Origin of the sequence: Nonomuraea soli (assembly GCF_013761175.1) — a bacterium.
GTDB classification, from domain to species: domain Bacteria; phylum Actinomycetota; class Actinomycetes; order Streptosporangiales; family Streptosporangiaceae; genus Nonomuraea; species Nonomuraea soli.
In genome coordinates this window covers 1-22,392 of the sequence record NZ_JACDUR010000015.1, presented here as the reverse complement: position 1 = coordinate 22,392, position 22,392 = coordinate 1, and the positions used below count along the sequence as shown (strand labels likewise).

At 68.8% G+C, this 22,392-nt stretch carries 27 protein-coding genes; 5 read left to right on the top strand and 22 right to left on the bottom strand.

Annotated features, from left to right (window positions below; translation table 11 throughout):
• Nucleotides 1–47 precede the first annotated feature (47 nt).
• The 13 genes from nuoK to HNR30_RS46130 all read right to left on the bottom strand — a co-directional run bounded on the left by nuoK (nucleotide 48) and on the right by HNR30_RS46130 (nucleotide 12,230).
• Nucleotides 48–344, bottom strand: a complete 297-nt coding sequence (nuoK, locus tag HNR30_RS46190; RefSeq protein ID WP_181616606.1) for an NADH-quinone oxidoreductase subunit NuoK — start codon at nucleotides 342–344, stop codon at nucleotides 48–50.
• Nucleotides 341–1,168: an NADH-quinone oxidoreductase subunit J gene (locus tag HNR30_RS46185; protein WP_181616605.1), complete on the bottom strand. Its 828-nt coding sequence runs from the start codon at nucleotides 1,166–1,168 to the stop codon at nucleotides 341–343. The genes nuoK and HNR30_RS46185 overlap by 4 nt, the downstream gene beginning before the upstream one ends.
• A complete protein-coding gene (gene nuoI, locus HNR30_RS46180) occupies nucleotides 1,161–1,676 on the bottom strand; it encodes an NADH-quinone oxidoreductase subunit NuoI (protein ID WP_181616604.1) in 516 nt (171 codons plus the stop codon). The genes HNR30_RS46185 and nuoI overlap by 8 nt, the downstream gene beginning before the upstream one ends.
• Nucleotides 1,663–2,958: an NADH-quinone oxidoreductase subunit NuoH gene (nuoH, locus tag HNR30_RS46175; protein ID WP_181616603.1), complete on the bottom strand. Its 1,296-nt coding sequence runs from the start codon at nucleotides 2,956–2,958 to the stop codon at nucleotides 1,663–1,665. The genes nuoI and nuoH overlap by 14 nt, the downstream gene beginning before the upstream one ends.
• On the bottom strand, nucleotides 2,955–5,318 hold the full coding sequence (locus HNR30_RS46170; protein ID WP_181616602.1) for an NADH-quinone oxidoreductase subunit G: 2,364 nt from the start codon (nucleotides 5,316–5,318) through the stop codon (nucleotides 2,955–2,957). The genes nuoH and HNR30_RS46170 overlap by 4 nt, the downstream gene beginning before the upstream one ends.
• A complete protein-coding gene (gene nuoF / locus HNR30_RS46165) occupies nucleotides 5,315–6,604 on the bottom strand; it encodes an NADH-quinone oxidoreductase subunit NuoF (RefSeq protein WP_181616601.1) in 1,290 nt (429 codons plus the stop codon). The genes HNR30_RS46170 and nuoF overlap by 4 nt, the downstream gene beginning before the upstream one ends.
• Nucleotides 6,601–7,257 (bottom strand): NADH-quinone oxidoreductase subunit NuoE, encoded by a 657-nt coding sequence (gene nuoE, locus HNR30_RS46160; RefSeq protein ID WP_181616600.1) that lies wholly within the window; start codon nucleotides 7,255–7,257, stop codon nucleotides 6,601–6,603. Before nuoE ends, nuoF begins: the two co-directional genes overlap by 4 nt.
• The gene (locus HNR30_RS46155; protein ID WP_181616599.1) at nucleotides 7,254–8,564 is read right to left on the bottom strand and encodes an NADH-quinone oxidoreductase subunit D; all 1,311 of its coding nucleotides are present in this window, start codon (nucleotides 8,562–8,564) and stop codon (nucleotides 7,254–7,256) included. Before HNR30_RS46155 ends, nuoE begins: the two co-directional genes overlap by 4 nt.
• Nucleotides 8,561–9,211 (bottom strand): NADH-quinone oxidoreductase subunit C, encoded by a 651-nt coding sequence (locus HNR30_RS46150; protein WP_181616598.1) that lies wholly within the window; start codon nucleotides 9,209–9,211, stop codon nucleotides 8,561–8,563. Before HNR30_RS46150 ends, HNR30_RS46155 begins: the two co-directional genes overlap by 4 nt.
• Complete coding sequence (locus tag HNR30_RS46145; protein ID WP_181616597.1) at nucleotides 9,208–9,759, bottom strand: NuoB/complex I 20 kDa subunit family protein; 552 nt, start codon at nucleotides 9,757–9,759, stop codon at nucleotides 9,208–9,210. Before HNR30_RS46145 ends, HNR30_RS46150 begins: the two co-directional genes overlap by 4 nt.
• Nucleotides 9,760–9,762: 3 nt before the next feature.
• Entirely contained in the window at nucleotides 9,763–10,122 is a 360-nt protein-coding gene (locus HNR30_RS46140; RefSeq protein ID WP_181616596.1) for an NADH-quinone oxidoreductase subunit A, read from the bottom strand.
• Nucleotides 10,123–10,177: 55 nt separating this feature from the next.
• Nucleotides 10,178–11,431 carry a geranylgeranyl reductase family protein gene (locus HNR30_RS46135; protein ID WP_181616595.1) on the bottom strand — a complete coding sequence of 418 codons (1,254 nt, stop codon included), beginning with the start codon at nucleotides 11,429–11,431 and terminating at the stop codon, nucleotides 10,178–10,180.
• Nucleotides 11,432–11,516: 85 nt separating this feature from the next.
• Nucleotides 11,517–12,230, bottom strand: coding sequence for a demethylmenaquinone methyltransferase (locus HNR30_RS46130; RefSeq protein ID WP_181616594.1), 714 nt, complete (start codon nucleotides 12,228–12,230; stop codon nucleotides 11,517–11,519).
• 119 nt (nucleotides 12,231–12,349) lie between these two features.
• Here HNR30_RS46130 and HNR30_RS46125 point away from each other — a divergent pair, with 119 nt between their 5' ends.
• Nucleotides 12,350–13,537 (top strand): hypothetical protein, encoded by a 1,188-nt coding sequence (locus HNR30_RS46125; protein WP_181616593.1) that lies wholly within the window; start codon nucleotides 12,350–12,352, stop codon nucleotides 13,535–13,537.
• Here the strand turns inward: HNR30_RS46125 and HNR30_RS46120 are convergent.
• Nucleotides 13,534–13,752: a DUF4229 domain-containing protein gene (locus HNR30_RS46120; RefSeq protein WP_181616592.1), complete on the bottom strand. Its 219-nt coding sequence runs from the start codon at nucleotides 13,750–13,752 to the stop codon at nucleotides 13,534–13,536. The two genes, HNR30_RS46125 and HNR30_RS46120, sit on opposite strands and share 4 nt — an antisense overlap.
• Before the next feature lie 255 nt (nucleotides 13,753–14,007).
• Between HNR30_RS46120 and HNR30_RS46115 the strand changes: the two genes are divergently transcribed.
• A complete protein-coding gene (locus HNR30_RS46115; RefSeq protein ID WP_181616591.1) occupies nucleotides 14,008–14,229 on the top strand; it encodes a BldC family transcriptional regulator in 222 nt (73 codons plus the stop codon).
• Nucleotides 14,230–14,267: 38 nt separating this feature from the next.
• On the opposite strand, the gene HNR30_RS46110 is transcribed toward HNR30_RS46115, so the two are convergent.
• A complete protein-coding gene (locus tag HNR30_RS46110) occupies nucleotides 14,268–14,525 on the bottom strand; it encodes a hypothetical protein (protein ID WP_181616590.1) in 258 nt (85 codons plus the stop codon).
• Nucleotides 14,526–14,535: 10 nt separating this feature from the next.
• A complete protein-coding gene (locus HNR30_RS46105) occupies nucleotides 14,536–15,384 on the bottom strand; it encodes a hypothetical protein (RefSeq protein ID WP_181616589.1) in 849 nt (282 codons plus the stop codon).
• A 77-nt stretch (nucleotides 15,385–15,461) separates the two neighbouring features.
• Between HNR30_RS46105 and HNR30_RS46100 the strand changes: the two genes are divergently transcribed.
• Nucleotides 15,462–15,773 carry a PLDc N-terminal domain-containing protein gene (locus tag HNR30_RS46100; protein WP_246380410.1) on the top strand — a complete coding sequence of 104 codons (312 nt, stop codon included), beginning with the start codon at nucleotides 15,462–15,464 and terminating at the stop codon, nucleotides 15,771–15,773.
• On the opposite strand, the gene HNR30_RS46095 is transcribed toward HNR30_RS46100, so the two are convergent.
• A complete protein-coding gene (locus tag HNR30_RS46095; protein ID WP_181616587.1) occupies nucleotides 15,770–16,096 on the bottom strand; it encodes a winged helix-turn-helix transcriptional regulator in 327 nt (108 codons plus the stop codon). The two genes, HNR30_RS46100 and HNR30_RS46095, sit on opposite strands and share 4 nt — an antisense overlap.
• 75 nt (nucleotides 16,097–16,171) lie before the next feature.
• On the opposite strand from HNR30_RS46095, the gene HNR30_RS46090 reads away from it, so the two are divergent.
• Nucleotides 16,172–17,035: an NAD(P)-dependent oxidoreductase gene (locus tag HNR30_RS46090; protein ID WP_181616586.1), complete on the top strand. Its 864-nt coding sequence runs from the start codon at nucleotides 16,172–16,174 to the stop codon at nucleotides 17,033–17,035.
• Here HNR30_RS46090 and ccsB read toward each other — a convergent pair.
• From ccsB to HNR30_RS46065, 5 genes are read right to left on the bottom strand one after another with little or no spacing between them, the layout of a single operon-like run.
• Entirely contained in the window at nucleotides 17,012–17,932 is a 921-nt protein-coding gene (gene ccsB / locus HNR30_RS46085) for a c-type cytochrome biogenesis protein CcsB (RefSeq protein WP_181616585.1), read from the bottom strand. The genes HNR30_RS46090 and ccsB overlap by 24 nt on opposite strands.
• Nucleotides 17,922–19,412 (bottom strand): cytochrome c biogenesis protein ResB, encoded by a 1,491-nt coding sequence (gene resB / locus HNR30_RS46080; RefSeq protein WP_181616584.1) that lies wholly within the window; start codon nucleotides 19,410–19,412, stop codon nucleotides 17,922–17,924. Before resB ends, ccsB begins: the two co-directional genes overlap by 11 nt.
• Nucleotides 19,412–20,155, bottom strand: a complete 744-nt coding sequence (locus tag HNR30_RS46075; RefSeq protein ID WP_181616583.1) for a cytochrome c biogenesis CcdA family protein — start codon at nucleotides 20,153–20,155, stop codon at nucleotides 19,412–19,414. The genes resB and HNR30_RS46075 overlap by 1 nt, the downstream gene beginning before the upstream one ends.
• Nucleotides 20,148–20,714, bottom strand: coding sequence for a TlpA family protein disulfide reductase (locus tag HNR30_RS46070; protein ID WP_181616582.1), 567 nt, complete (start codon nucleotides 20,712–20,714; stop codon nucleotides 20,148–20,150). The genes HNR30_RS46075 and HNR30_RS46070 overlap by 8 nt, the downstream gene beginning before the upstream one ends.
• A gap of 55 nt (nucleotides 20,715–20,769) precedes the next feature.
• On the bottom strand, nucleotides 20,770–21,399 hold the full coding sequence (locus HNR30_RS46065; protein ID WP_181616581.1) for a histidine phosphatase family protein: 630 nt from the start codon (nucleotides 21,397–21,399) through the stop codon (nucleotides 20,770–20,772).
• 47 nt (nucleotides 21,400–21,446) lie between these two features.
• Between HNR30_RS46065 and HNR30_RS46060 the strand changes: the two genes are divergently transcribed.
• Nucleotides 21,447–22,301: a DMT family transporter gene (locus HNR30_RS46060; protein WP_181616580.1), complete on the top strand. Its 855-nt coding sequence runs from the start codon at nucleotides 21,447–21,449 to the stop codon at nucleotides 22,299–22,301.
• The last annotated feature ends 91 nt before the right edge of the window (nucleotides 22,302–22,392 follow it).

The window sequence follows — 22,392 nt, the reverse complement described above, 5'->3', positions numbered from 1 at the left end:
CAGCGGTGTTGCCGAGAATCTGTGCAGGATTTTCCACCGGTCGCCCCTCAGTACTTCAGCAGGTTCGCGTCGTCGACAGACGCGGACCTGCGGGTCCGGAAGATCGTCACGATGATCGCCAGGCCGATCACAACCTCGGCCGCGGCCACCACCATCACGAAGAAGGCGATGATCTGGCCGTCGAGGTTGCCCCACTGGCGGGCGAAGGTGACGAACGCAAGGTTGCACGCGTTGAGCATCAGCTCGACGCACATGAACACCACGATCGCGTTGCGCCGGATCAGCACGCCGACAGCGCCGATCACGAAGAGGATCGCGGACAGGACCAGATACTCCGTCGTCACTTGGCTTCCTCCTCGGCGGCGGAGCTCTCCGCGTCGAGCTCGCGCTTGACGCGGGCCGTCTCGGCGAACTCCGGCTCGGCCGCGTGGCGGATCGCCTCGGCCAGCTCCGGGTCGGCGGGCAGGTGCCCGTCTTCCACGTCGTGGCGGGCGATGGTGCGGTTGACCGACAGCTCGGAGAGGGTGCCGTCGGGCAGGCGCGCCGGCATGTCGATCGCGTTGTTGCGGGCGTAGGTGCCGGGGCCGGGAAGCGGCGACGGGTCGTTGCCGTCGAGGAAGCGGGCGCGGGCCAGCTCCTTCTGCGAGGGCCGGGAGCGCAGCTTCTCGCGGTGCGCCAGCACCATCGCGCCGAGCGCGGCGGTGATCAGCAGCGCCGAGGTCACCTCGAAGGCGAACACGTGGCGCGTGAAGATCAGCCTGGCCAGCGAGCCGACCGCTCCGCCGTTCTCCTGGTAGACCGCACCGAGCCCGGAGGGCGCGGTGAAGACCGCGTTGCCGAAGGCCAGCACCAGCAGGACCGCGAAGCCCAGGCCGGCGACGGCCGCCCAGAAGCGCTGCCCCTTGAGGGTCTCGACGAGGGAGTCGGCGGAGTCGACACCGACCAGCATGAGCACGAACAGGAAGAGCATCATGATGGCGCCGGTGTAGACGATGATCTGCACGGCGGCCAGGAACGGCGCCTCCTGCACGGCGTAGAGCGCGGCCAGGCAGAGCATCACCGTGCCGAGCATCAGCGCGGAGTACACCGCCTTGCGGTTGAACACCATGCCGAGTGCCGCACCGACGGAGACGACGGCGAGCACCCAGAATGTGACTTGCTCACCCATTGGTACGTCCCAGCCGGTAGTAGTCCTCTTCGGTCTCACCGAGACGCATCGGATGCGGAGGCTGCTCCATACCGGGAGTGAGGTCCGCGAGGAGCATCTCCTTGGTGTAGATCAGGCTCTCACGCGAGGTGTCGGCGAGTTCGTACTCGTTGGTCATGGTCAACGCCCGAGTCGGGCAAGCCTCGATGCACAGACCGCACAGGATGCACCGCAGATAGTTGATCTGGTAGGTGCGTCCGTAGCGCTCACCGGGAGAGAAACGCTCCTCCTCGGTGTTGTCCGCGCCCTCGACATAGATCGCGTCAGCCGGACACGCCCACGCGCACAGCTCGCAACCGACACACTTCTCGAGCCCGTCAGGCCAGCGGTTGAGCTGGTGCCTACCGTGGAAGCGAGGAGCCGTGGGCTTCTTCTCCTCCGGGTAGTTCGTCGTGACGGGCTTCTTGAACATGTGGTGGAAGGTGACCCCGAAGCCCTTGATGGGGTTCAGCCAGTCAGTTGCTCCCACTGGACACCTCCTTGCGGGTGACGCCGTGGTAGTGCGGCAGGTCGAGCGGCGGAACCGGGAATCCGCCGGCCTCCGGCTCGCTCCTGAGGGTTTCGTACTCCTCGTCGACCTCGGTCTTCTTGACTTCCTTGCGGCGCTGGTTGGCCGTGTCGAAGCGGGCCCAGATGGCCAGCCCGGCGATGAGGATGAGCGCCGTGATGCCGACCGCCCAGTACCAGTCGCCGGTGCCCATGTCCTGGCCGCGGACGGTCTGGATGCCGGCCACCAGGAGCAGCCAGGCCAGGTTGACCGGGATCAGGACCTTCCAGCCGAGCGCCATCAGCTGGTCGTAGCGCACTCGCGGAAGCGAGGCGCGCACCCAGACCACGAAGCTGAAGGCGAGCGCGAACTTGATGAAGAACCAGAGGAAGCCCCAGTAACCGTCGTCGGGCAGGAACCCGACCGGCGAGTGCCAGCCGCCCAGGAAGAGCGTGACCGCGATGCCGGCGGCGGTGAAGGTGTGGAGGTACTCGCCCATCATGATGAGCGCGAACTTCAGCGACGAGGAGTATTCGGTCTGGAAGCCGCCGACGAGCTCGCCCTCACCCTCGGGCAGGTCGAACGGGATGCGGGCGGCCTCGCCGAACATGCAGACCACGTAGATCAGGAACGACGGCAGCAGCAGGATCACGTACCACAGGTCGCCCTGCGCGCCGACGATCTCGGAGGTCGACAGCGTGCCCGCGAAGAGGAAGACGCCCACGAAGGACAGCCCCATCGCGATCTCGTAGGAGACCACCTGGGCCGCCGACCGCAGACCGCCGAGCAGGGCGTACGGCGAGCGCGACGACCATCCGGCCAGCACCACGCCGTAGACCGAGATGGCGCCCATGGCCAGCATGAACAGCACCGCGACCGGCAGGTCGAGCAGCTGCAGCGGCGTCTCGACGCCGAACAGGTTGACCATGCCCGCGAACGGGGTGATGGAGAAGGCGAGGAACGCCGGGATCACCATGATCACTGGCGCGAGCAGGTAGAGCACCTTGTCGACGGTGTTCGGGAAGAGGTCTTCCTTCAGACCCATCTTCAGACCGTCGGCCACCGACTGCAGCAGGCCGAACTTGCCGGCCCGGTTGGGGCCGTAGCGGTGCTGCATGCGCGAGATGAGCTTGCGCTCGTACCAGACGCCGAACAGGATGCCGAGCATCACCAGGACGAAGAAGAAGACCGTCTTGACGATGGTGATCCAGAGCGGATCCTTCCCGAAATCGGAAAGGGTCGGATCAGTAGCCAGGTGGATCATGAAGCGCTCCCGATAGTGACGATGTCACCGGAGGCGGCTCCCAGGACGGAAGAACCGCCGGAGTTGGCCGGCACCCACACGACGCGGTCAGGCAGATCGGCGATCCTGACCGGCAGGGTCACACTCTGCCCGAGCCCACCGACAGTTCCGGCGACCACCAGCTTGTCGCCATCGGAGACGCCGACTTCCGCGGCGGTCGACTCGGACAGCAGCACCTCCGCCGGACGGGCGGTCCCGGCCAGGTACGGCTCGCCGTCCTGCAGCCGGCCCCCGTCGAGCATGAGGTGCCAGCTGGCCAGCAGCGCCTGACCGGCCTGCGGCGCGGCGGAAGCCGTACCCGACAGGTTCGGTGCCGCGGCGCGGGAGCCGCGCCATGCGCCGAGCGAGCTGAGCTCGCGGCGTGCGGCGGCGGCGTCCGGCAGCCCCAGGTGGACGTCCATGTGGTCGGCGATCGCGGAGATCACTTCGAGGTCGCTCATCAGGCCGGGCACCTTGATGGCGCGCTCGAAGATGCGCCCGCGGCCCTCCCAGTTGACGAACGTGCCGCTCTTCTCCTGCACCGCCGCGACCGGGAGGATCACGTCGGCGCGGTCGGTGACGGCGCTGGCGCGGATCTCCAGGCTGACGATGAACGGGGTGTTCTCCAGCGCCGCGAGCGCGGCGGCCGGGTCGGGCAGGTCGTACGGGTCGACGCCCGCGACGACCAGCGCGTCGAGTTCCTCGTTGAGCGCCGCGGTCAGGATGCCCGTGGTGTCGCGCCCGGGAGCCGACGGCAGCGAGGTGACGTTCCACGCCAGGGCGACCTCGGCCCTGGCGGACTCGTCGTCGACCGGGCGGCCGATCGGCAGCAGGTTCGGCAGCGCGCCGGCCTCGATCGCTCCGCGCTCACCGGCGCGGCGCGGGATCCAGGCCAGCTTGGCGCCGGACGAGGCGCTGAGCCGCGCCAGGGCCGACAGCGCGCCGGGCACGGCGGCCAGGCGCTCGCCCGCGAGGATCACGGTGCCCTCGGCCAGCTCGACCGAGCCCAGGGCGTCGGCCTCGCCGCCCGGGGCGGTCTTGATCAGGGTGCCGCCCATCTTCGCCAGACCGGCGGAGGCGAACGGCGCGATCGAGGTGACCTTGAGGCCCTTCTTCCTCCATGCCTTGCGCAGGCGCAGGAAGAGGATGGGTGACTCGTCCTCGGGCTCGAACCCGACGAGCAGGACCGCCGGAGCGTTCTCGACGTCGGTGTAGGAGAGCTCGATGCCCTTGCCCGCCACCGCGTGCGCGAGGAACTGCGTCTCCTCCGCGCTCAGGGACCGGGCGCGGAAGTCGATGTCGTTCGTGGCGAGCGCCAGGCGGGCGAACTTGCTGTAGCCGTACGAGTCTTCGACGGTCAGGCGTCCGCCGACGAGCACGCCGGTCCTGCCGCGTGCGGCGGCCAGGCCGCGCGCGGCCACGGCCAGCGCCTCGGGCCACGAGGCGGGGACCAGCTGGCCCTCCTCGTCGCGGATCAGCGGGGTGCGCAGGCGGTCGGGCTGCGTCGCGTAGGTGAAGGCGAAGCGGCCCTTGTCGCAGTTCCACTCCTCGTTCACCGCCGGGTCGTTGCCGGCCAGGCGGCGGGTGACGCGGCCGCGGCGGTGGTCGGTGCGCAGGGCGCAACCACCGGCGCAGTGCTCGCACGTCGACGGGGTCGAGACCAGGTCGAACGGGCGGGCGCGGAAGCGGTAGGCCGCCGAGGTCAGCGCTCCGACCGGGCAGATCTGGATGGTGTTGCCCGAGAAGTAGGAGTTGAACGGCTTGCCGTCGGCCGTACGGACCTGCTCCTTGGCCCCGCGCTCGAAGAACTCGATGAGCGGGTCGCCGGCGATCTCGTCGGAGAAGCGGATGCACCGCGCGCACTGCACGCAGCGCTCGCGGTCGAGCAGGACCTGCGTCGACAGCGAGATCGGCTTGGGGAAGGTGCGCTTGTGCTCATGGAAGCGGGACTCGCCCTGCCCGTTGGACATCGCCTGGTTCTGCAGGGGGCACTCGCCGCCCTTGTCGCAGACCGGGCAGTCGAGCGGGTGGTTCATCAGCAGCAGTTCCATGGCCGCCCGCTGGGCCTTCTCCGCCACCGGCGAGGTCAGCGCCGTCTGCACGACCATGCCCTCGGCGACCTCGATGGCGCAGGAGGGCTGCGGCTTGGGGAAGCCGCGGCCGTTGCCCGCGTCGGGGATGTCGACGAGACACTGGCGGCAGTTGGCCGCCGGGTCGAGCAGCGGGTGGTCGCAGAAGCGCGGGATCTGGATCCCGAGAAGCTCCGCCGCCCGGATGATCAGAGTGCCCTTCGGAACGCTGACGGAGAAACCGTCAATCGTCAGGGTCACCAAATCGGTCATGAGTCACCCCAGAGAGTGGACTTCTTCGCGTCGAACGGGCAGCCGCCGATCTCGAAGTGCTTCAGGTACTCGTCGCGGAAGTACTTCACCGACGAGTGGATCGGGCTGGTCGCACCGTCGCCCAGCGCGCAGAAGGAGCGGCCGAGGATGTTGTCGGCGATGTCGGTGATGAGCGAGAGGTCGTCTTCCGTGCCCTCGCCCTTCTCCAGCCGCTTGAGCACCTGCTTGAGCCAGTAGGTGCCTTCACGGCAGGGCGTGCACTTGCCGCAGGACTCGTGCGCGTAGAACTCCGTCCAGCGCAGGACCGTACGGACCACGCAGGTGGTCTCGTCGAAGATCTGCAGCGCGCGGGTGCCGAGCATCGAGCCCTTGGCGCCGACCGCCTCGAAGTCGAGCGGCACGTCGAGGTGCTCGTCGGTGAAGATCGGCGTGCTCGACCCGCCGGGCGTCCAGAACTTGATCTGGTGACCCTCGCGGATGCCGCCCGCCATGTCGAGCAGCTCGCGCAGCGTGATCCCGAGCGGGGCCTCGTACTGCCCCGGCCGTGTCACGTGGCCGCTGAGCGAGAAGATGCCGAAGCCCTTCGACTTCTCGGTGCCCATGCCGGCGAACCAGTCGGCGCCGTTGGCGACGATCGAGGGAACAGAGGCGATCGACTCGACGTTGTTGACCACAGTGGGCGAGGCGTACAGGCCCGCCACCGCGGGGAAGGGGGGCTTGAGTCGCGGCTGACCACGGAAGCCCTCCAGCGAGTCGAGCAGAGCCGTCTCCTCGCCGCAGATGTAGGCGCCCGCTCCGCTGTGGACGACCAGCTCCAGGTCGTAGCCGGAGCCGAAGATGTCCTTGCCCAGGTAGCCCTTCTCGTAGGCCTCGCGCACGGCCGCGTGCAGGCGGCGGATGACGTGGAGGACCTCGCCGCGCACGTAGATGAACGCGTGGTTGGCGCGGATCGCGAAGGATGTGATGATGACGCCCTCGACCAGCGAGTGCGGGTTGGCCATCATCAGCGGGATGTCCTTGCAGGTGCCCGGCTCCGACTCGTCGGCGTTGACGACCAGATAGTGCGGCTTGCCGTCGCCCTGCGGGATGAAGCCCCACTTCATGCCGGTGGGGAATCCGGCTCCGCCTCGGCCGCGCAGGCCGGAGTCCTTGACCGCCTGGATGACGGCGTCGGGGTCCATCGCCAGGGCCTTCTTCGCCGCCTCGTAGGGCCCGTAGCCCTCGAGGGTGAACGAGTTCGGCTGGTCCCAGTTGGCGGTGAGGACCGGCGTCAGAGTAGTGCTCATGCCTCGGGGGCCTTCCATCCGTTGGCCTTGGCGACCTTCAGGCCCTCCAGCGACGCTCCGGCGGCCGACGGGCCGTCACCGGCCAGGTCGTCGGGCAGGCCGGACAGCACGCGCGAAGCCTGCTTGAACGAGCAGAGCTTGGAAGGGCCGCGAGTCGGCGAGACGCTCTTGCCGTCGCGCAGGTCGTCGACGAGCTGCTTGGCCGACTGCGGCGTCTGGTTGTCGAAGAACTCCCAGTTCACCATCATGACCGGCGCGAAGTCGCAGGCCGCGTTGCACTCCAGGCGCTCGAGCGAGATCTTGCCGTCGGCGGTCGCCTCGTCGTGGCCGACACCGACGTGCTCGCTGAGCTCGTCCCAGATCTCGTCGCCGCCCATGACCGCGCAGAGCGCGTTGATGCAGACGCCGACGTGGTATTCGCCCATCGGCTTGCGCTTGTACATGGTGTAGAACGTCGACACGCCCACGACCTCGGCCTTGGAGATGCCCAGCATCTCGGCGCAGAACTCGTGGCCGTCGTCGGAGACGTAGCCGTCCTCCGACTGCACCAGGTGCAGCAGCGGCAGCAGCGCCGAGCGCGTCTTCGGGTACTTCCCGATGATCTCCTTGGCGTCGCGCTCGAGACGCTCTCGGACTTCCGGTGCGTAAGTCACCGGTCCACACCTCCCATGACGGGGTCGATCGAGGCCACGGCCGCGATGACGTCGGCGACCTGGCCGCCCTCCGCCATGGCGGGGAAGGACTGCAGGTTCGTGAAGGACGGCTCGCGGAAGTGCACGCGGTACGGGCGGGTGCCGCCGTCGCTGACCACGTGCGCGCCCAGCTCGCCGCGCGGCGACTCGACGCTGGCGTACGCCTGGCCGGCCGGCACACGGAAGCCCTCGGTCACCAGCTTGAAGTGGTGGATCAGGGCTTCCATGGACTGGCCCATGATGTGCGCGATGTGGTCGGGCGAGTTGCCGAAGCCGTCGGGTCCGAGCGCGAGCTGCGCGGGCCAGCCGATCTTCTTGTCCTCGATCATCACGGGCTGGCCCTTCAGGGGACCGGCGAGCCGGTCGAGAGCCTGCTCGATGATCTTGAGGGACTCCTCCATCTCCTTCATGCGGACCAGGTAGCGGCCGAACACGTCGGCGCTCGTCTCGACGGCGACGTCGAAGTCGTAGGTCTCGTAGCCGCAGTAGGGCTGCGACTTGCGCAGGTCCCACGGCAGGCCGGCGGAGCGGAGGATCGGTCCCGTGATGCCCAGCGCCATGCAGCCGGTCAGGTCGAGGTAGCCGACGTCCTTGGTGCGGCGCAGGTAGACGGGGTTCTCGTCGAGGAGCTTGCGGATGTCCTTGATCCGCTTGGGCATCTCCTTGAGGAACTCACCGACCTTGTCGACGGCGCCCGCGGGCAGGTCGACGCTCACGCCGCCGGGCCGGATGTAGGCCATGTTCATGCGCAGGCCGGTGATGTACTCCAGCAGCTCCATGATCAGCTCGCGGTCGCGGTAGCCGAAGAGGAACGGCGTGGTCGCACCCAGCTCCATGCCGAACGTGCCCATCGCGACCAGGTGCGAGGAGATGCGGGTGAGCTCCATCGTCAGCACCCGGATGGCCTGGGCGCGCTCCGGGATGCGGTCGGTGATGCCCAGCAGCTTCTCGACGCCCAGGCAGTAGGCCGTCTCGTTGAAGATCGGCGCGAGGTAGTCCATGCGGGTGACGAACGTGACGCCCTGCGTCCACGTCCGGAACTCCATGTTCTTCTCGATGCCGGTGTGGAGGTAGCCGATGACGCCGCGCGCCTCGGTCACCGTCTCACCGTCGAGGGAGAGCACGAGCCGGAGCACGCCGTGGGTCGACGGGTGCTGCGGGCCCATGTTGATGATGAGGCGCTCGTCCTCGGAGTCGCGCACCTCGCTGACCAGCTGGTCCCAGTCGCCGCCGTCGACTGAATAGATCTTGCCCTCAGTCGTCGTCATGAGTAGGTCCTCCTCTGGTCCGGCGCGGGGATCTCGGCGCCGCGGTACTCGACCGGGATGCCGCCGAGCGGGTAGTCCTTGCGCTGCGGGTGCCCGTCCCAGTCGTCCGGCATCATGATGCGGGTCAGCGCGGGGTGGCCGTCGAAGACGATGCCGAAGAAGTCGTACGTCTCGCGCTCGTGCCAGTTGTTCGTCGGGTAGACGCCGACGAGCGATGGGATGTGCGGGTCGGCGTCGGGAGCGCTGACCTCCAGGCGCACCCGCCTGTTGTGGGTGATCGACAGCAGGTGGTACACCGCGTGCAGCTCCTCACCCGCGAGGTGCGGGTAGTGCACGCCCGACACGCCCAGGCACATCTCGAAGCGCAGCGCCGCGTCGTCGCGCAGCTTCTGGGCGACCTCCGGCAGGCGCTCGCGCTTGACGTGGAGCGTCAGCTCGCCGCGGTCGACCACGACCCGCTCGATCGCGTCGTCGAGCGCGAGGGTGTCGACGACGTCGTCGAAGTACTCGCCGTAGGGACGAGGCGTGGACAGCTGCGGCGGGCGGCGGACGACCAGGCCACCGAAACCGGAGGTGTCGCCCGAGTCGTGGGCGCCGAACATGCCGTGACGCGCCACCGGCTCTTCAGGTACGGCAGGCACTGTCATTTGGCGGTCCCCTGGTCGATGAGCGGAAGCTGGCGCAGAGCCTTGAGCTCGAGCTCGTCGATCTGCTTGGCACGGTGCGCGCCGAACTTCGTGTTCTGGATCTTGTCGTGCAGCTTCACGATCGCGTCGATCAGCATCTCCGGCCGCGGCGGGCAGCCCGGCAGGTAGATGTCGACCGGGACGATGTGGTCCACGCCCTGCACGATGGCGTAGTTGTTGAACATGCCGCCCGAGGAGGCGCACACGCCCATGGCGATGACCCACTTGGGCTCGGCCATCTGGTCGTAGATCTGGCGCAGCACCGGCGCCATCTTCTGCGACACGCGGCCCGCCACGATCATCAGGTCGGCCTGGCGGGGAGACGCGGAAGCGCGCTCCATACCGAAGCGCGCCAGGTCGTAGTGGGGGCCACCGGTGGCCATCAGCTCGATGGCGCAACAGGCGAGACCGAAGGTGGCCGGCCATACAGAGTTCTTGCGCGCCCAGCCCGCGACCTGCTCAACAGTGCTGAGGATGAATCCGCTGGGGAGTTTCTCTTCAAGTCCCATGTCTCAGTCCCACTCCAGGCCCTTGCGCCGCCACACGTACGCGTAGGCGACGAGCACGGTCACGATGAACAGCAGCATCTCGACCAGCGCGAACACCCCGAGTGCCTTGAAGGACACGGCCCACGGGTAAAGGAAGATGATCTCGATGTCGAACACGATGAACAACATCGCGGTGACCATGTATTTGAGCGGGAACCGTCCGCCACCGACAGGCTGGGGCGTCGGCTCGATGCCGCATTCGTATGCGTCAAGCTTGGCGCGGTTCCAGCGCTTGGGACCGGTGAAAGGAGCGATCGCGACGGAGAAGACCGCGAACCCTCCAGCGAGAACGGCGAGCACCAGGATGGGCACATAAAGGTCCACCGCTACGCCTCCTCAAGGATGTGTGACTGACAAGTTTGCCGGGTGGCTGATCTGTTCATGCGCGCGGGGCGACCTTCGAGAGTGCGTTGATGATCCGGTCTGACGCATCGCCTCGCCGGTCGGTGAGATTACCAAGGAGCTTCAGCGCGAAGCGCATCAGCCTCGGGTGCGGCAGTCCGTGCCGTACTCCAAAGCTCATCAGACCCGGCTTCCCAATCGCCTCGACAAACAACCTGCCCAAGGTGAAATATCCGCCATAAGCGTCCTTGAGGGTCTTGGGATAGGTCCGCAGGATGCGCTCCTGCTCGGCCCTCCCGGGCGCCTTCAGCGCCCGAGCGATGACCTCGGCCGCGATCTCGCCCGTCTCCATGGCGTAGGCGATGCCCTCGCCGTTGAACGGGTTGATCGCGCCCCCGGAGTCTCCGACCAGCACCAGGCCCCGGGTGTAGTGCGGTTGCCGGTTGAAGGCCATCGGGAGGGCCGCGCCACGGATCGGCGCGGTCATGTTCTCCTCGGTGAAGCCCCACTCGGCCGGCATGTTCTTGGTCCAGCGCCGCAGCAGGTCGCGATAGTCGACCTTGTTGAAGTGGTCGCTGGTGTTCAGCAACCCCAGACCGACGTTCGCGGTGCCATCTCCGACGCCGAAGACCCACCCGTAGCCGGGCAGCAGGGTCTCCTCGTCCCACAGCTCCAGCCAGATCTCCAGGTAGTCGTCGTCGTGGCGGGGGCTGGTGTAATACGTGCGCACGGCCACGCCCATCGGGCGGTCCTCACGCTTGTGCAGGCCCATCGCCAGGGCCAGCCGCGTGGAGTTGCCGTCGGCGGCGACCACGAGGCGGCTCCTGAAGGTGGCGCCGTCCTTGGTCGTCACGCCCACGATGTGGCCGCTGCGGTCGTCGAGGACCGGGCCCGTCACGGTGACGCCCTGCATCAGGCGCACGCCGGCCTTGACAGCGTTGTCCGCGAGGATCTCGTCGAAGTCCTGACGCGTGCGCACCAGGCCGAAGTCGGGGAAGCGCTCCAGCTGGGGCCAGTCGAGGTCGAAGCGGTGCCCGCCGCCGACCACCCGAAGGCCCTTGTTGCGCACCCAGCCGGGGGCGTCGAAGTCGATGCCCATGTTCATGAGCTGCTTGACGGCTCGGGGAGTCAGGCCGTCGCCGCAGACCTTCTCGCGCGGGAAGGTCGTCTTCTCCAGAAGAAGCACGTCCAGACCGGCCTGGGCGAGGTAGAACGCGGTAGCGGAGCCTGCGGGACCGGCGCCGACGACGATGACGTCGGCGTCAGCCTGTAGTGCGGCTGGCACGGTCACGGGACTGTCCTAAGTTGACGCTTTGTGAAGGTCTTCACAAACTTTACCGCCCGGCAGTCTAACGCCTTTTACCGGGTACGTGGCATCAGGGTTTGTAGCCGCGATGCAAAGCCACGATTCCGAGCGACATGTTGCGCCACGCGACCCTCTCCCACCCCGCCCGCTGGATGACCGCCGCGAGCGAAGGCTGGTCGTGCCAGTCACGGATCGATTCGGCCAGGTACTCATAAGAGTCGTCGTTCGACCCGAACACCTTGGCCACCTTCGGCAGCATCCGCATCAGGTACTCGCGATACACCACATCGAACGACTTGATCGTGACGTGCGAGAACTCCAGGATCACCAGCCTCCCGCCCGGCCTGGTCACCCGCAGCATCTCGCGCAGCGCCCCCTCGGTGTCGTTGACGTTGCGCAACGCCACCGAGATGGTCACCGCGTCGAACGAGTCGTCGGCGAACGGCAGCCGGGTCGCGTCGCCGGCGATGAACGGCACTCCGTCGCCCGACAGCGCGTTGCCGCCCCTGCGGCGGACGCCGGTGGCGAGCATGCCCATGGAGAAGTCGCAGGCGATCGCCCTGGCGCCCAGCGTGGTGAAGGAGTCGGTGGAGGTGCCCGTGCCGGCGCCCAGGTCGAGCACGACCTCGCCGGGGCCCGCGTCGACCGCGGAGGCGACGGCCTTGCGCCACAACCTGACCTGGCCCATCGAGATCACGTCGTTGACCAGGTCGTAGCGGCGGGCCGTGCGATCGAACATCGCGGCGACCTCGTGCGGCTTCTTGTCCAACTGGGCGCGGGTCATGCGTCAAGCCTACGGGTCATGCGTCAAGCCTAGAGGCCGCGCGTGACGGCCCCGCGCACGGCACGGGCAAACGCGTAAAGTAGCAATGTCGTTACAAAGAGTGTGCTAGGACTTGGCGCATGATTGCCCGTACGGTCCTTGCGGCGGCGCTCGCCATGACTCCGGTCGCCCACGCCCGCGTGGTCACCGCCGATCCTGTCGACTACACCCCGCACGTCCTCGACGGCATCGTGAACGCGCTCGCCCTGGTCGGTGACACGGTTGTCGTGGGCGGATCCTTCAGCGAGGTGGCCGACGCCTCCAGGAGCAGGACCTATCCGCGCGACAACCTGTTCGCTTTCGACCTGCGGACCGGCCGCGTCAAGGAGGCGTTCGCGCCCGGGCTCGACGGTCCGGTGCACGCGCTGGCGGCGGGCGCCGACGGCACCGTCTACGTGGGCGGCGACTTCCCGACCGCCAAGCTGCGCCGCCTGCGCCTGTCGGACGGCGGCGCCGTACGCGGCTTCTCTCCCAGGGTCTCCGGCGGCATGGTGACCGCGCTGGCCCGCCGCGGCGCGCAGTTGTACGTGGGCGGCGACTTCGTCCGCCCGCGTACGGCACTGGCCAGGCTCGACGCCGGCACCGGTGCGGCGGATCCGGCCTTCGACATCGTCGCGGGCGCGCCGCGCACCCCGCGGGTCAAGGTCCACGCCATGGCGGTCTCCAAGGACCGTTTGGTGGTCGACGGCACCTTCACCACGCTCGACGGCCTGCCGCGGCCGCAGCTGGGGGTGATCGACACCGGCTCGGCGAAGGTCGCCGACTGGCACACCGACGCCTACGAGCCCGAGTGCATGGACGTCTTCCCGTCGTACGTGCGCGGCCTGGACCTGTCGCCCGACGGCCGCTACTTCGCGGTGGTGACGACGGGCGGCCCGGCGGGGCCCGGCAAGATGTGCGACACGACGGCCAGGTTCGAGACGTACGCCAAGGGCACGGGCATCGATCCCACGTGGGTCAACCACACGGGCGGCGACTCGTTGTACTCGGTGGCCGTGACCGGCAAGGCCGTATATGTGGGTGGTCACCAGCGGTGGCTCGACAACCCGTTCGGCCGCGATTCAGCGGGGCACGGAGCGGTGGAGCGCGAAGGCATCGGGGCGATTCATCCCACGACCGGAAAGGCGCTCGGCTGGAATCCCGGTCGCGAACGCGGCATCGGGGTCAAAGCATTTCTTGCGCACCGCGACGGTCTACTCGTCGGTAGTGACACAACGCGGCTTGGTCAGGAGTACCATGCCCGGATTGGCATGTTCCCCCTGCCTTAGGCCCCTTCTGTGGGCTTGGGCTGGTCGAGCCTGTTGCTGATCTTCGAACTCACCGCGTCGCGCTGCTTCGACAGCAGCACATAGCTGGCGACTCCGCTCACCACGAAGGCGAGAGCCAGGAGCAGAATCCCTCTGGCGCCGAGGAGAAAGAGAAGCCCGAGGCTGACGACGAACAGGCCGATTCGGGACAAGGTGTAAACGAGGACGGGATGCACAGGTCGAGATTACTCGGCCTCGCGGGTGTCCGCTCTTCGCATCCGGCGCGTGCGCTGCTACTGTTCCCAGTCAGGTGCTTTCGTAAAGAAACACCCACGAGAGCCCCAAAGAGGCTCTATCATATAACAATCGGGCAGTCAGCTGGTAACAACCGTGGATCATTGGCTGAAACCACGGATAAATCAGGCTTCGCTCGACACACTGGTTACCTGTCCGCCCGCTGGCAGGAAGCGGGATGCGAGGGGGAGAGATTGGTGGAGAGTAGCAGCGAGCGTCTGCTGACCCCGGGTGAGGTTGCCGCCCTCTTCCGGGTAGACCCAAAGACGGTGACGCGCTGGGCCGCGGCAGGCCGCATCAGTAGCATCCGCACCCCCGGAGGGCACCGGCGCTTCCGTGAATCGGAAGTTCATGCCCTTCTTCGTGGCGAGGACGTGCTCACGGCCGACAGGCCGACGGGCGAGTCCCCGCGCGTCTGACGTTCCGTCATCGGTGATCCTGCGTCACAACCGCAGGGTCACCGCTCGGATTCGCGCTGCGCCTCTTTCTGGGCCTTGTACTCCTGGAACTCCCGCTCCAGCTCGTCGTTCTCCGCCGCCCAGCGCTTCTGCCGCTCGGCCAGCTCGTCCTCGGTGACCGACTCCCCCACCCACTTGTCGTAGTCGGGGTCGTCGGGAGAGAGCTCGACGTAGGCATTGCCGATCAACCGCCCGTCTTCGCTGGTGACGCTCTGCGGCACGCGCAGGGTCCCGTCAGCGAGGCGGATGACGTACATGGGTGACCACCTAAATCCCGTAGCGCCGGTTGAAGAAGAGCATGATGTCGAGCGCCAGCCTCGTGTCGCCGCTCAGCATGTCGACCAGCGCGGGGCGTTGCCTCGACGCGATCGCCGCGAAGGCGTCGGCGAAGAACTCCTTGCGCCCCAGCCCGCCGCCCTGCCGGTGGAACGAGGAGGCCAGTAACGGTCTGGCCCGATCGTAGAGTGCCATGAACTGGGGCGAGTCGGAGACCCAATCGCCATACGCGGCGTCGACGTCGTCGATCGCGTGCCCCACCTCGTGCATCATCACGTCGGGCGTGGGCGAGGGGCGATCCCCCACCACGATCTTGCGGTCGCCGTACGCGCCCGCGCAGATGTCCCACGTGGCCCGCCCCGACGGCAGCGGCGCACCGCGCAGGTAGCCCATGTCGTCGAGTTCGGGCACGCCGCCCGGCCCCACGTAGATGCCCTCCAGCCGGTCGGCCAGCAGCTCCTTGAGCCGGTCGGGCAGCCGCGCCAGGCTCTCCACGGCTCGTACGGCATCGGCGGACGGTGGCCCGCGCCGCGCGTCCCACTGGCGGTGCAGGATGCGCTCCAGTTTGCCGCAGTGTTGCAGCCCGTCGCCCCTCGGCGGCGAGTCGGGCCGGTTGGGCTGGGCCCGCGGCGACTCGTAGGCCAGCTCGAAGTCCTGCCAGGTGTACTGAGGCCGGTCCACGACGGCCGCTGGGAGCCGCTCAGGCGCCCGCTCGGGCTTGTCGACCCAGATGGAGCGGTCGGAACCCCTGGGCGCGTCCTTGCGCCGGGAGAACAGGTAGGAGCCTCGCCGCCACCAGCTCCCCCGCCGATGGCGGCCGCCGTCATCCGAGCGCGACATCACGCCCAGAAGGTTACGACGTGCTCCCCCTCCTGCGACAGGTCTCGCACGGCCCCGGAATGGCTTACAGTGCGGGCATGGCAGGTGTTCTTATCAGCCTTGCGGTGCTGGCCTTCTGGCTCTACTCGCTCTTCGACGTCATCACCACGCCCGAGGAGGAGACCAGGAACCTGCCGAAGGTGCTCTGGGTCCTCGTGATAGTCCTCGTCCCGATCATCGGCAGCCTGTTCTGGCTGATGCTCGGCCGCCCGCAGGGTCCGCGCGCCCCGCGCATGAGGTCTCCGCGGCTCGGCGGCGAGCCCCAGCCTCCCGCGCAGCCCCCGAAGGGCCCCGACGACGACCCCGACTTCCTCAAGGACCTCGAACGACGCATGCGCGGCGAAGACTAGCCGGCGGCCTTCACCGCCAGCACGTTGCGGCGCCCCCACTCACCGAGGGGCGCCAGCGCCTCGTTCAGCGAGACACCCAGCTCGGTCAGCGAATACTCCACGTGCGGCGGCACCTCGTCGAAGACCCGCCGGTGCACGATCCCGTCGACCTCCAGCTCGCGCAGCTGGGCCGCGAGCACCTTCTCGGTGGCGCCGACCTCGCGTCTCAGCTCGCCGAACCGGTGCGGACGGTCCTCCAGCGCCCACAGGATCAGCACCTTCCACTTGCCGCCGATCACGTCCATCGCCGCGTCGATCCCGCAGTGGTAAGCCCCCGGCCTCATCACTAACCCTCCGGTAACCACGCACTCGAAAGTGCGTACTTGCTGGCTGCAGCTCCGGAAGCCAGCCTAATCGGCATGAATATCTCTGTTCTTGGCGCCGGTGCGATGGGTGCCGCTCTGATCCGTTCGTGGCTGGCGGCCGGTGCCGGCGTGACCGTGTGGAACCGTACGGCGAGCAGGGCGCGAGCCATCGAGGGCGTCCACGTGGCGGACACGGCCGCCGAGGCGGTCGCCGCGTCCGACCTGGTGATCGTGGTGCTGCTCGACGACGCGTCGGTCGGGCAGGCCCTGGCGGGGGCCGACCTGGCGGGCAAGGACGTGGTCAACCTCACGACGAGCACGCCCGCCGAGGCCAGGGCGCGTGCCGAGTGGGCCGCGGACCGGGGCGCGCGCTACCTCGACGGCGGCATCATGGCGGTGCCGCCGATGGTCGGCGTGCCCGAGGCGGGTGGCTACGTCTTCTACAGCGGGCCCGCGGAGGTGTTCGAGGCCCACCGTGACACCCTGGCCGTCCCCCTGGGCACCCGCTACGCCGGTGCCGACGCGGGGCTGGCGGCGCTCTACGACATCGCCCTGCTCAGCGCGATGACCGGGTTGTTCGCCGGCATCTCGCACGCCTTCGCCCTGGTACGCGGCGAGCAGGTCGACCTGAAGCAGTTCGCCCCGCTGCTGACCGGATGGCTGGCGGCGATGGGGCCTGTCACCGACGAGATCGCCGCGCAGCTCGTCAGCGGCGACTACGTCACGGGGGTGACCTCCAACCTCGCCATGATGGTCGAGGGCAATGCCACCCTGCTGCGCACCGCCGAGGAGCAGGGCGTCAGCCCCGAGCTGCTGACGCCCTACATGGACCTGATGGCCAGGCGGCTGGCCGCCGGGCATCCCGACGAGGGTTCGACGGGAGTGATCGAACTGCTAGACACCGGCGTAGCTGTGTAGCCCGCCCAGGAAGATGTTGACGCCGATGAGGTTGAACAGCAGGCAGCCGAAGGCCAGCAGCTGCACGACCGTGGCCGACCTGCCGCGCCATCCTGCCGTCACGCGGGCGTGCAGGTAGGCGGCGTAGGCCACCCAGGTGATGAAGGCCCACACCTCCTTGGGGTCCCAGCCCCAGTAGCGGCCCCAGGCCTTGTCGGCCCACATGGCGCCCGCGATGACGGCGAAGGTCCACAGCGGGAAGGCCAGCACGATCGCCCGGTGCGCGATGCGCTCCAGGTCGGCGCGGGCGGGCAGGCGGGAGACGCCGTCGCCGCGCACCAGGTACAGGATGCCCGCGACGGCGGCCACCACGAACAGGCCGGTGGCCAGGATCGCGGCGGTGACGTGGATGGCGATCCAGTAGGAGTTGAGCGCCGGGACGACGGGGCCGGCGGTGGTGTACCAGAACTTCACCGCCGCACCGAGCCCGAGCGTGCCCGCGATCATCACGAACGTGCCGAGGACCTTGACGTTGTAGCGGGTCTGCGTGATCAGGAATGCGGCCACGGCGGCGAAGCTGATCGAGATCACGAACTCGTACAGGTTGCCCCAGGGCCACCGGCCCACCGCCAGGCCGCGCAGCACGATGGCCAGCAGGTTGGCGAGCGCGCCGATCCAGGCCACCAGCAGCGCGGCCTTGCCCGCGGTCAGCGCCCAGGCGGGAGGTTCCGGGGTGCGCTCCTGCTCGCCCGGCTCGGCCTCCGCTCCGGCCGCGCCGACCGCGACCTTCTGCGGCTTCTCCGCGCGGGCCTTGCCGTACGCCAGCTCCAGAGCGAAGCCGATCATGGCGGCGAGGTAGGCCAGGACGGACACGAGGATGAGCGTGTCGCTCACCTCGGCCATCATCTCAACGGACATCCCTGTCTCCATCGGATAGGACCTTGACGATGTCAGAGAACTCCTCGGCGAAGCCCGCCGCGGAGCCCTCGGTGCGGGTGAGCGCGCCGACCTCGCCGGCGCGCACGAAGACGCGGCGACGGCGGATCATGAGCGACAACACGATGCCCACGACGGCCAGCACGGCGGAGACCAGCGCGGGCGTGCGGCCGGGGTCGTAGGCGATCTGGAGCGTCATCCACTCCCTCACCCCGGTGAACTCGACCTTCGCGGTGCCGTCGGGCAGCGAGAACGAATCGCCGACCTTGAGTGGCTGCGAGCCCATGAAGCTGCGCTTCATCTTGGCCAGCACCTCCTCGGGGGCGATCTGGTAGACCGAGGCGGGGATGCCGGACCGGGCGCCGAGGTCGCCGCTGAAGACGGCCATCAGGCGCAGCTCGGGCTCCAGCGCCGCCGGGTGGTACGAAGCCCCGTGGCCGTCGCTCGAGGGCAGGAAGTTGAAGTACAGGCCCAGCTGCGAGGGCTGGGCGTCGGGCAGCTTGACCACGCACTCCGACTGCAGCGTGGCCTTGGCCAGGATCAGGCAGGGCACCGCGCGGTCGGCGACCACGTCGCCCTTGCCGTCGGTGACCTTGATGATCGGGGCGTAGCCGTGGCCGATCAGGTAGGTCTGGGTGCCGTTGATCTCCAGCGGCTCGTTGACCTTCAGCTCGTAGTCGTCGGTGTCGTTGACCTTGAGGAAGGCGGAGTAGTCGAGCTCCTGGCCGGTGGCCGAGTAGCTGGTCTTGAAGTCGTCGAGCGTGAACCAGAAGGGTTCGAGCGACTCGGCGTTGACCTGCGAGCCCGGGATGAAACGGTCGTAGGTGGCCACGGTGTTGGCGAAGCCGTCGCCCTCGACGACCAGCACGTTGCCGCGGTAGCCGTACAGGGAGCCGATGCCGACCGCGACCAGCAGGCCGAGCAGCGAGACGTGGAAGAGCAGGTTGCCGGTCTCGCGCAGGAAGCCCTTCTCGGCGGAGACCCAGCCATCGCCGGTCTGCACGCGGAAGCGCAGCTTGCGCAGGCGGCGGGCCGCCTCCTCCAGCGAGACGTCGACCGGCGCGTGGTGCGGCAGGCGCGACAGGTTGCGCGGCGCCTCCGGCGGCCTGCGCCGCAGCTCCTTCACGAAGGTGAGGGTGCGCGGGATGATGCAGCCGATCAGCGAGGTGAACAGCAGCAGGTAGATCGCGGCGAACCACGGCGAGGTGAAGACGTCGAACAGCGACAGCCGTTCGTACCACTCGGCCAGCGCCGGGTCGTTCTGGTAGATCTGCGCGACCTTCTCCGGCTCCACGCCGCGCTGCGGCACCAGCGAGCCGGGGATGGAGGCCAGCGCGAACAGGAACAGCAGGATCAGCGCGGTCTTCATCGAGGTCAGCGTGCGCCAGATCCAGCGTAGCCAGCCGACCACGCCGAGCCCCTTCGGCTGCTGGGCAGCCTTCTCGGGAGTTTCCACAGCCATCAGATCACCGGCCTGAATCCGCCGATCCACGACTGCATCGAGGCCACCAGCTGGCCCCACAGTCCGGTCACGAGCAGCAGTCCGACGACCACCAGCAGGCCTCCGCCGATCCGGGTGATCATCGGGGTGTACCGCCTGATCGCCTTGAAAGTGGACAGCGCCTTGCTGTAGGCCAGCGCGGCGACGATGAAGGGGATGCCCAGGCCCAGCGCGTAGGCGACCGCCAGCAGCGCACCGCGTCCGGCGCTGCCCTCGGTGACGCTCAGCGAGAGCACCACGGCGAGCATCGGGCCGATGCACGGGGTCCAGCCCAGGCCGAACACCACGCCGAGCAGCGGGGCGCCCGCCAGGCCCGCGGTGGGCGCGCGGTGGATGCGCACGTCGCGCATGAAGCCGGGCAGCACACCGAGGAAGGCCAGGCCCATCACGATGGTCAGCACACCCACGACGCGGGTGATCACGTCGGCTCCGCCGTACAGCAGCGAGCCGAGCCCGCCGAACAGCGCGCCGCCCGCGACGAAGACGGCGGCGAAACCCGCCACGAACAGCAGCGTGCCGGTCACCAGGCGGCCGCGGCGCGGGTCGGCGCTCATGCCGGTGACGTACGACAGGTAGCCGGGCACCAGCGGCAGCACGCACGGCGACAGGAACGAGACCAGCCCCGCCAGGACCGCGATCGGGAAGGCCAGGAGCAGCGAGCCGGAGGCGACGGTCTGCGACCAGGCGTCGACGAGGTCACTCATCGCGCACCTTGGTGACGGCGTTCATCAGGTCGGTGTACTTGACCGCGCCCAGCGCGCGGGCGGCGATGCGGCCCTGCTCGTCGATGATCAGCGTGGAGGGGATCGCGGCGGGCGGGATGGTGCCCTGGAAGGCCAGCGCGAGCCTGCCCGGCTGGTCGAACAGGCTCGGGTAGCCGGGCTGCTCGCTCTTCTCGAACGCCAGCGCCTCGGCCTTGCTGTCCTTGAAGTCGATGCCCAGGAACTCCACGCCGCTCGCCTTGGTCTTGGCCGCCACGTCCTTGAGGATCGGCGCCTCGGCCCGGCAGGGGTTGCACCAGGAGGCCCAGAAATTGAGCACGACGACCTTGCCTTGGAGCGCCTTGAGCGAGGCGGTGCCGCCGTCGAGCGTCGGGCCCTCGATCGCGGGCGCGGGCTTGCGGTCGGCCGCCTCGAAGATCGTCATCTTGCCGTCGCCGGCGACGAAGCGGGTGTCGCCCGCCTGCGGCTGGCCATCCTGACCTGCCGCGCAGCCCGTGGCGACGACGGCGAGGAGTGCGAAAGCGAGGGAGGCAGCGCGCACGGAGGAAGATCTCCTTGTACTACAAGCGGTAGAGCTTGCAACTCTACCGGCGACGTCAGGCGCCCGGCACAGTAGGGCCCTGGATGAGACTCCTGGCGGGCTCGCTGTAGCCGACGCTCACCAGCCGGTCGCCGTCGAAGGTCAAGCTCGTCAGGCTCGCGAGCTCGCACTGGCGGCGGCGCGGATCGTGCCACAGCCGCCTGCCCTCGGCGGCCAGGCGGCTCACCCAGATCGGCAGCTGGTGGCTGACCAGCACCGCCTCGTGGCCGCGCGCCTGCTTGCGCGCCGCCAGGATCATCGAGCGCATGCGGGCCACGACCTCGACGTACGGCTCGCCCCACGAGGGCCTGCGCGGATTGAGGAAGTAGCGGTAGTTCTCCGGCCTGCGCATGAAGCCGGCGACCACCTTGCCCTCGAGGAAGTTGGCCGCCTCGATCAGGCGCTCGTCGAGCTCCGGCTCCATGCCGAGCGAGGCCGCCAGCGGGGCCGCCGTCTCCTGGGCGCGCTCCAGGGGCGAGCTGAACAGGGCGACGATGTCGCGGCCCGCCACCGACTTGGCGACGATCTCGGCCATCTGCCGCCCGCGCTCCGACAGGTGGTAATCGGGCAGCCTGCCGTACAGGACGCCCTGGGGATTGTGGACCTCACCGTGCCGCAGCAGGTGAACGACGGTCGTCTCAGCCATGGTGTGGCCAGCCTAGCGCGGCGGCGGGCGTGAAAGGGTGGGAGGTCGTGAGCCCCCTCGCCATGTCTCTCGTCCTGGTCGCCGCCGTCTGCCACGCCTCGTGGAACCTGCTCAGCAAGCAGGCATCCCGGGTCGACGGGGTCGTGTTCGTGTGGATCGTCGCGGTGGCCTCGACCGCGCTGTGGGCGCCGGTGGGCGCCGGCTACGTGCTCGTCACCGGCGACGTGCCGGCCTGGGGCGACCTGGCGGTCGTGACCGTCAGCGCCGCCCTGCACACCGCCTACTTCGTGGCGCTCCAGCGCGGCTACCTCAAGGGCGACCTGTCCGTGGTCTACCCGATCGCCCGGGGCACCGGGCCGATGCTCGCCAGCGCCTTCGCCGTCGTCGTGCTCCACGAGCGGCCCGGGCTCGTCGGCGGGCTGGGCATCGTGCTCGTCGGCGTGGGGGTGTTCCTGATGAGCGGCGGCGGGCGCGCCGACGGGCCCGGCATCCTGTTCGGGCTGCTCACCGGGCTGTTCATCGCGGGCTACACGGTGTGGGACGCCCAGGTGGTCGGGGCCTTCGGGGTGGCGCCGCTGCTCCTCACGCCGCTCGGCGAGGCGGGGCGGGTGGCGCTGCTGGCGCCCGCCGTCCTCGGGCGCAGGCGGGGCATGATCGCGGGCGTCTGGCGTGAGCACCGGTGGCGGATCATGGCGTCGGCGGTGCTGATGCCGCTGTCGTACCTCCTGGTGCTGTTCGCCTTCACCATGGCGCCCGTCAGCGTGGTCGCGCCGGCGCGGGAGGTGAGCGTGCTCATCGCGGTGCTGCTCGGCGGCAGGCTGCTGGCCGAGGGCGACCTGCGGCGCCGGCTGATGGCCGCCGGGGTGATCCTCGGCGGCGTGGTGGCGATAGCGCTCAGCTAGACGAGTAAGTCCTAAGTCGGGTTAGTGGTCGTAGGCGATCAGCGAGCGGGTGATCGGCTGGCCTGTATGGCGGTTGTGCCAGATCGCGGCT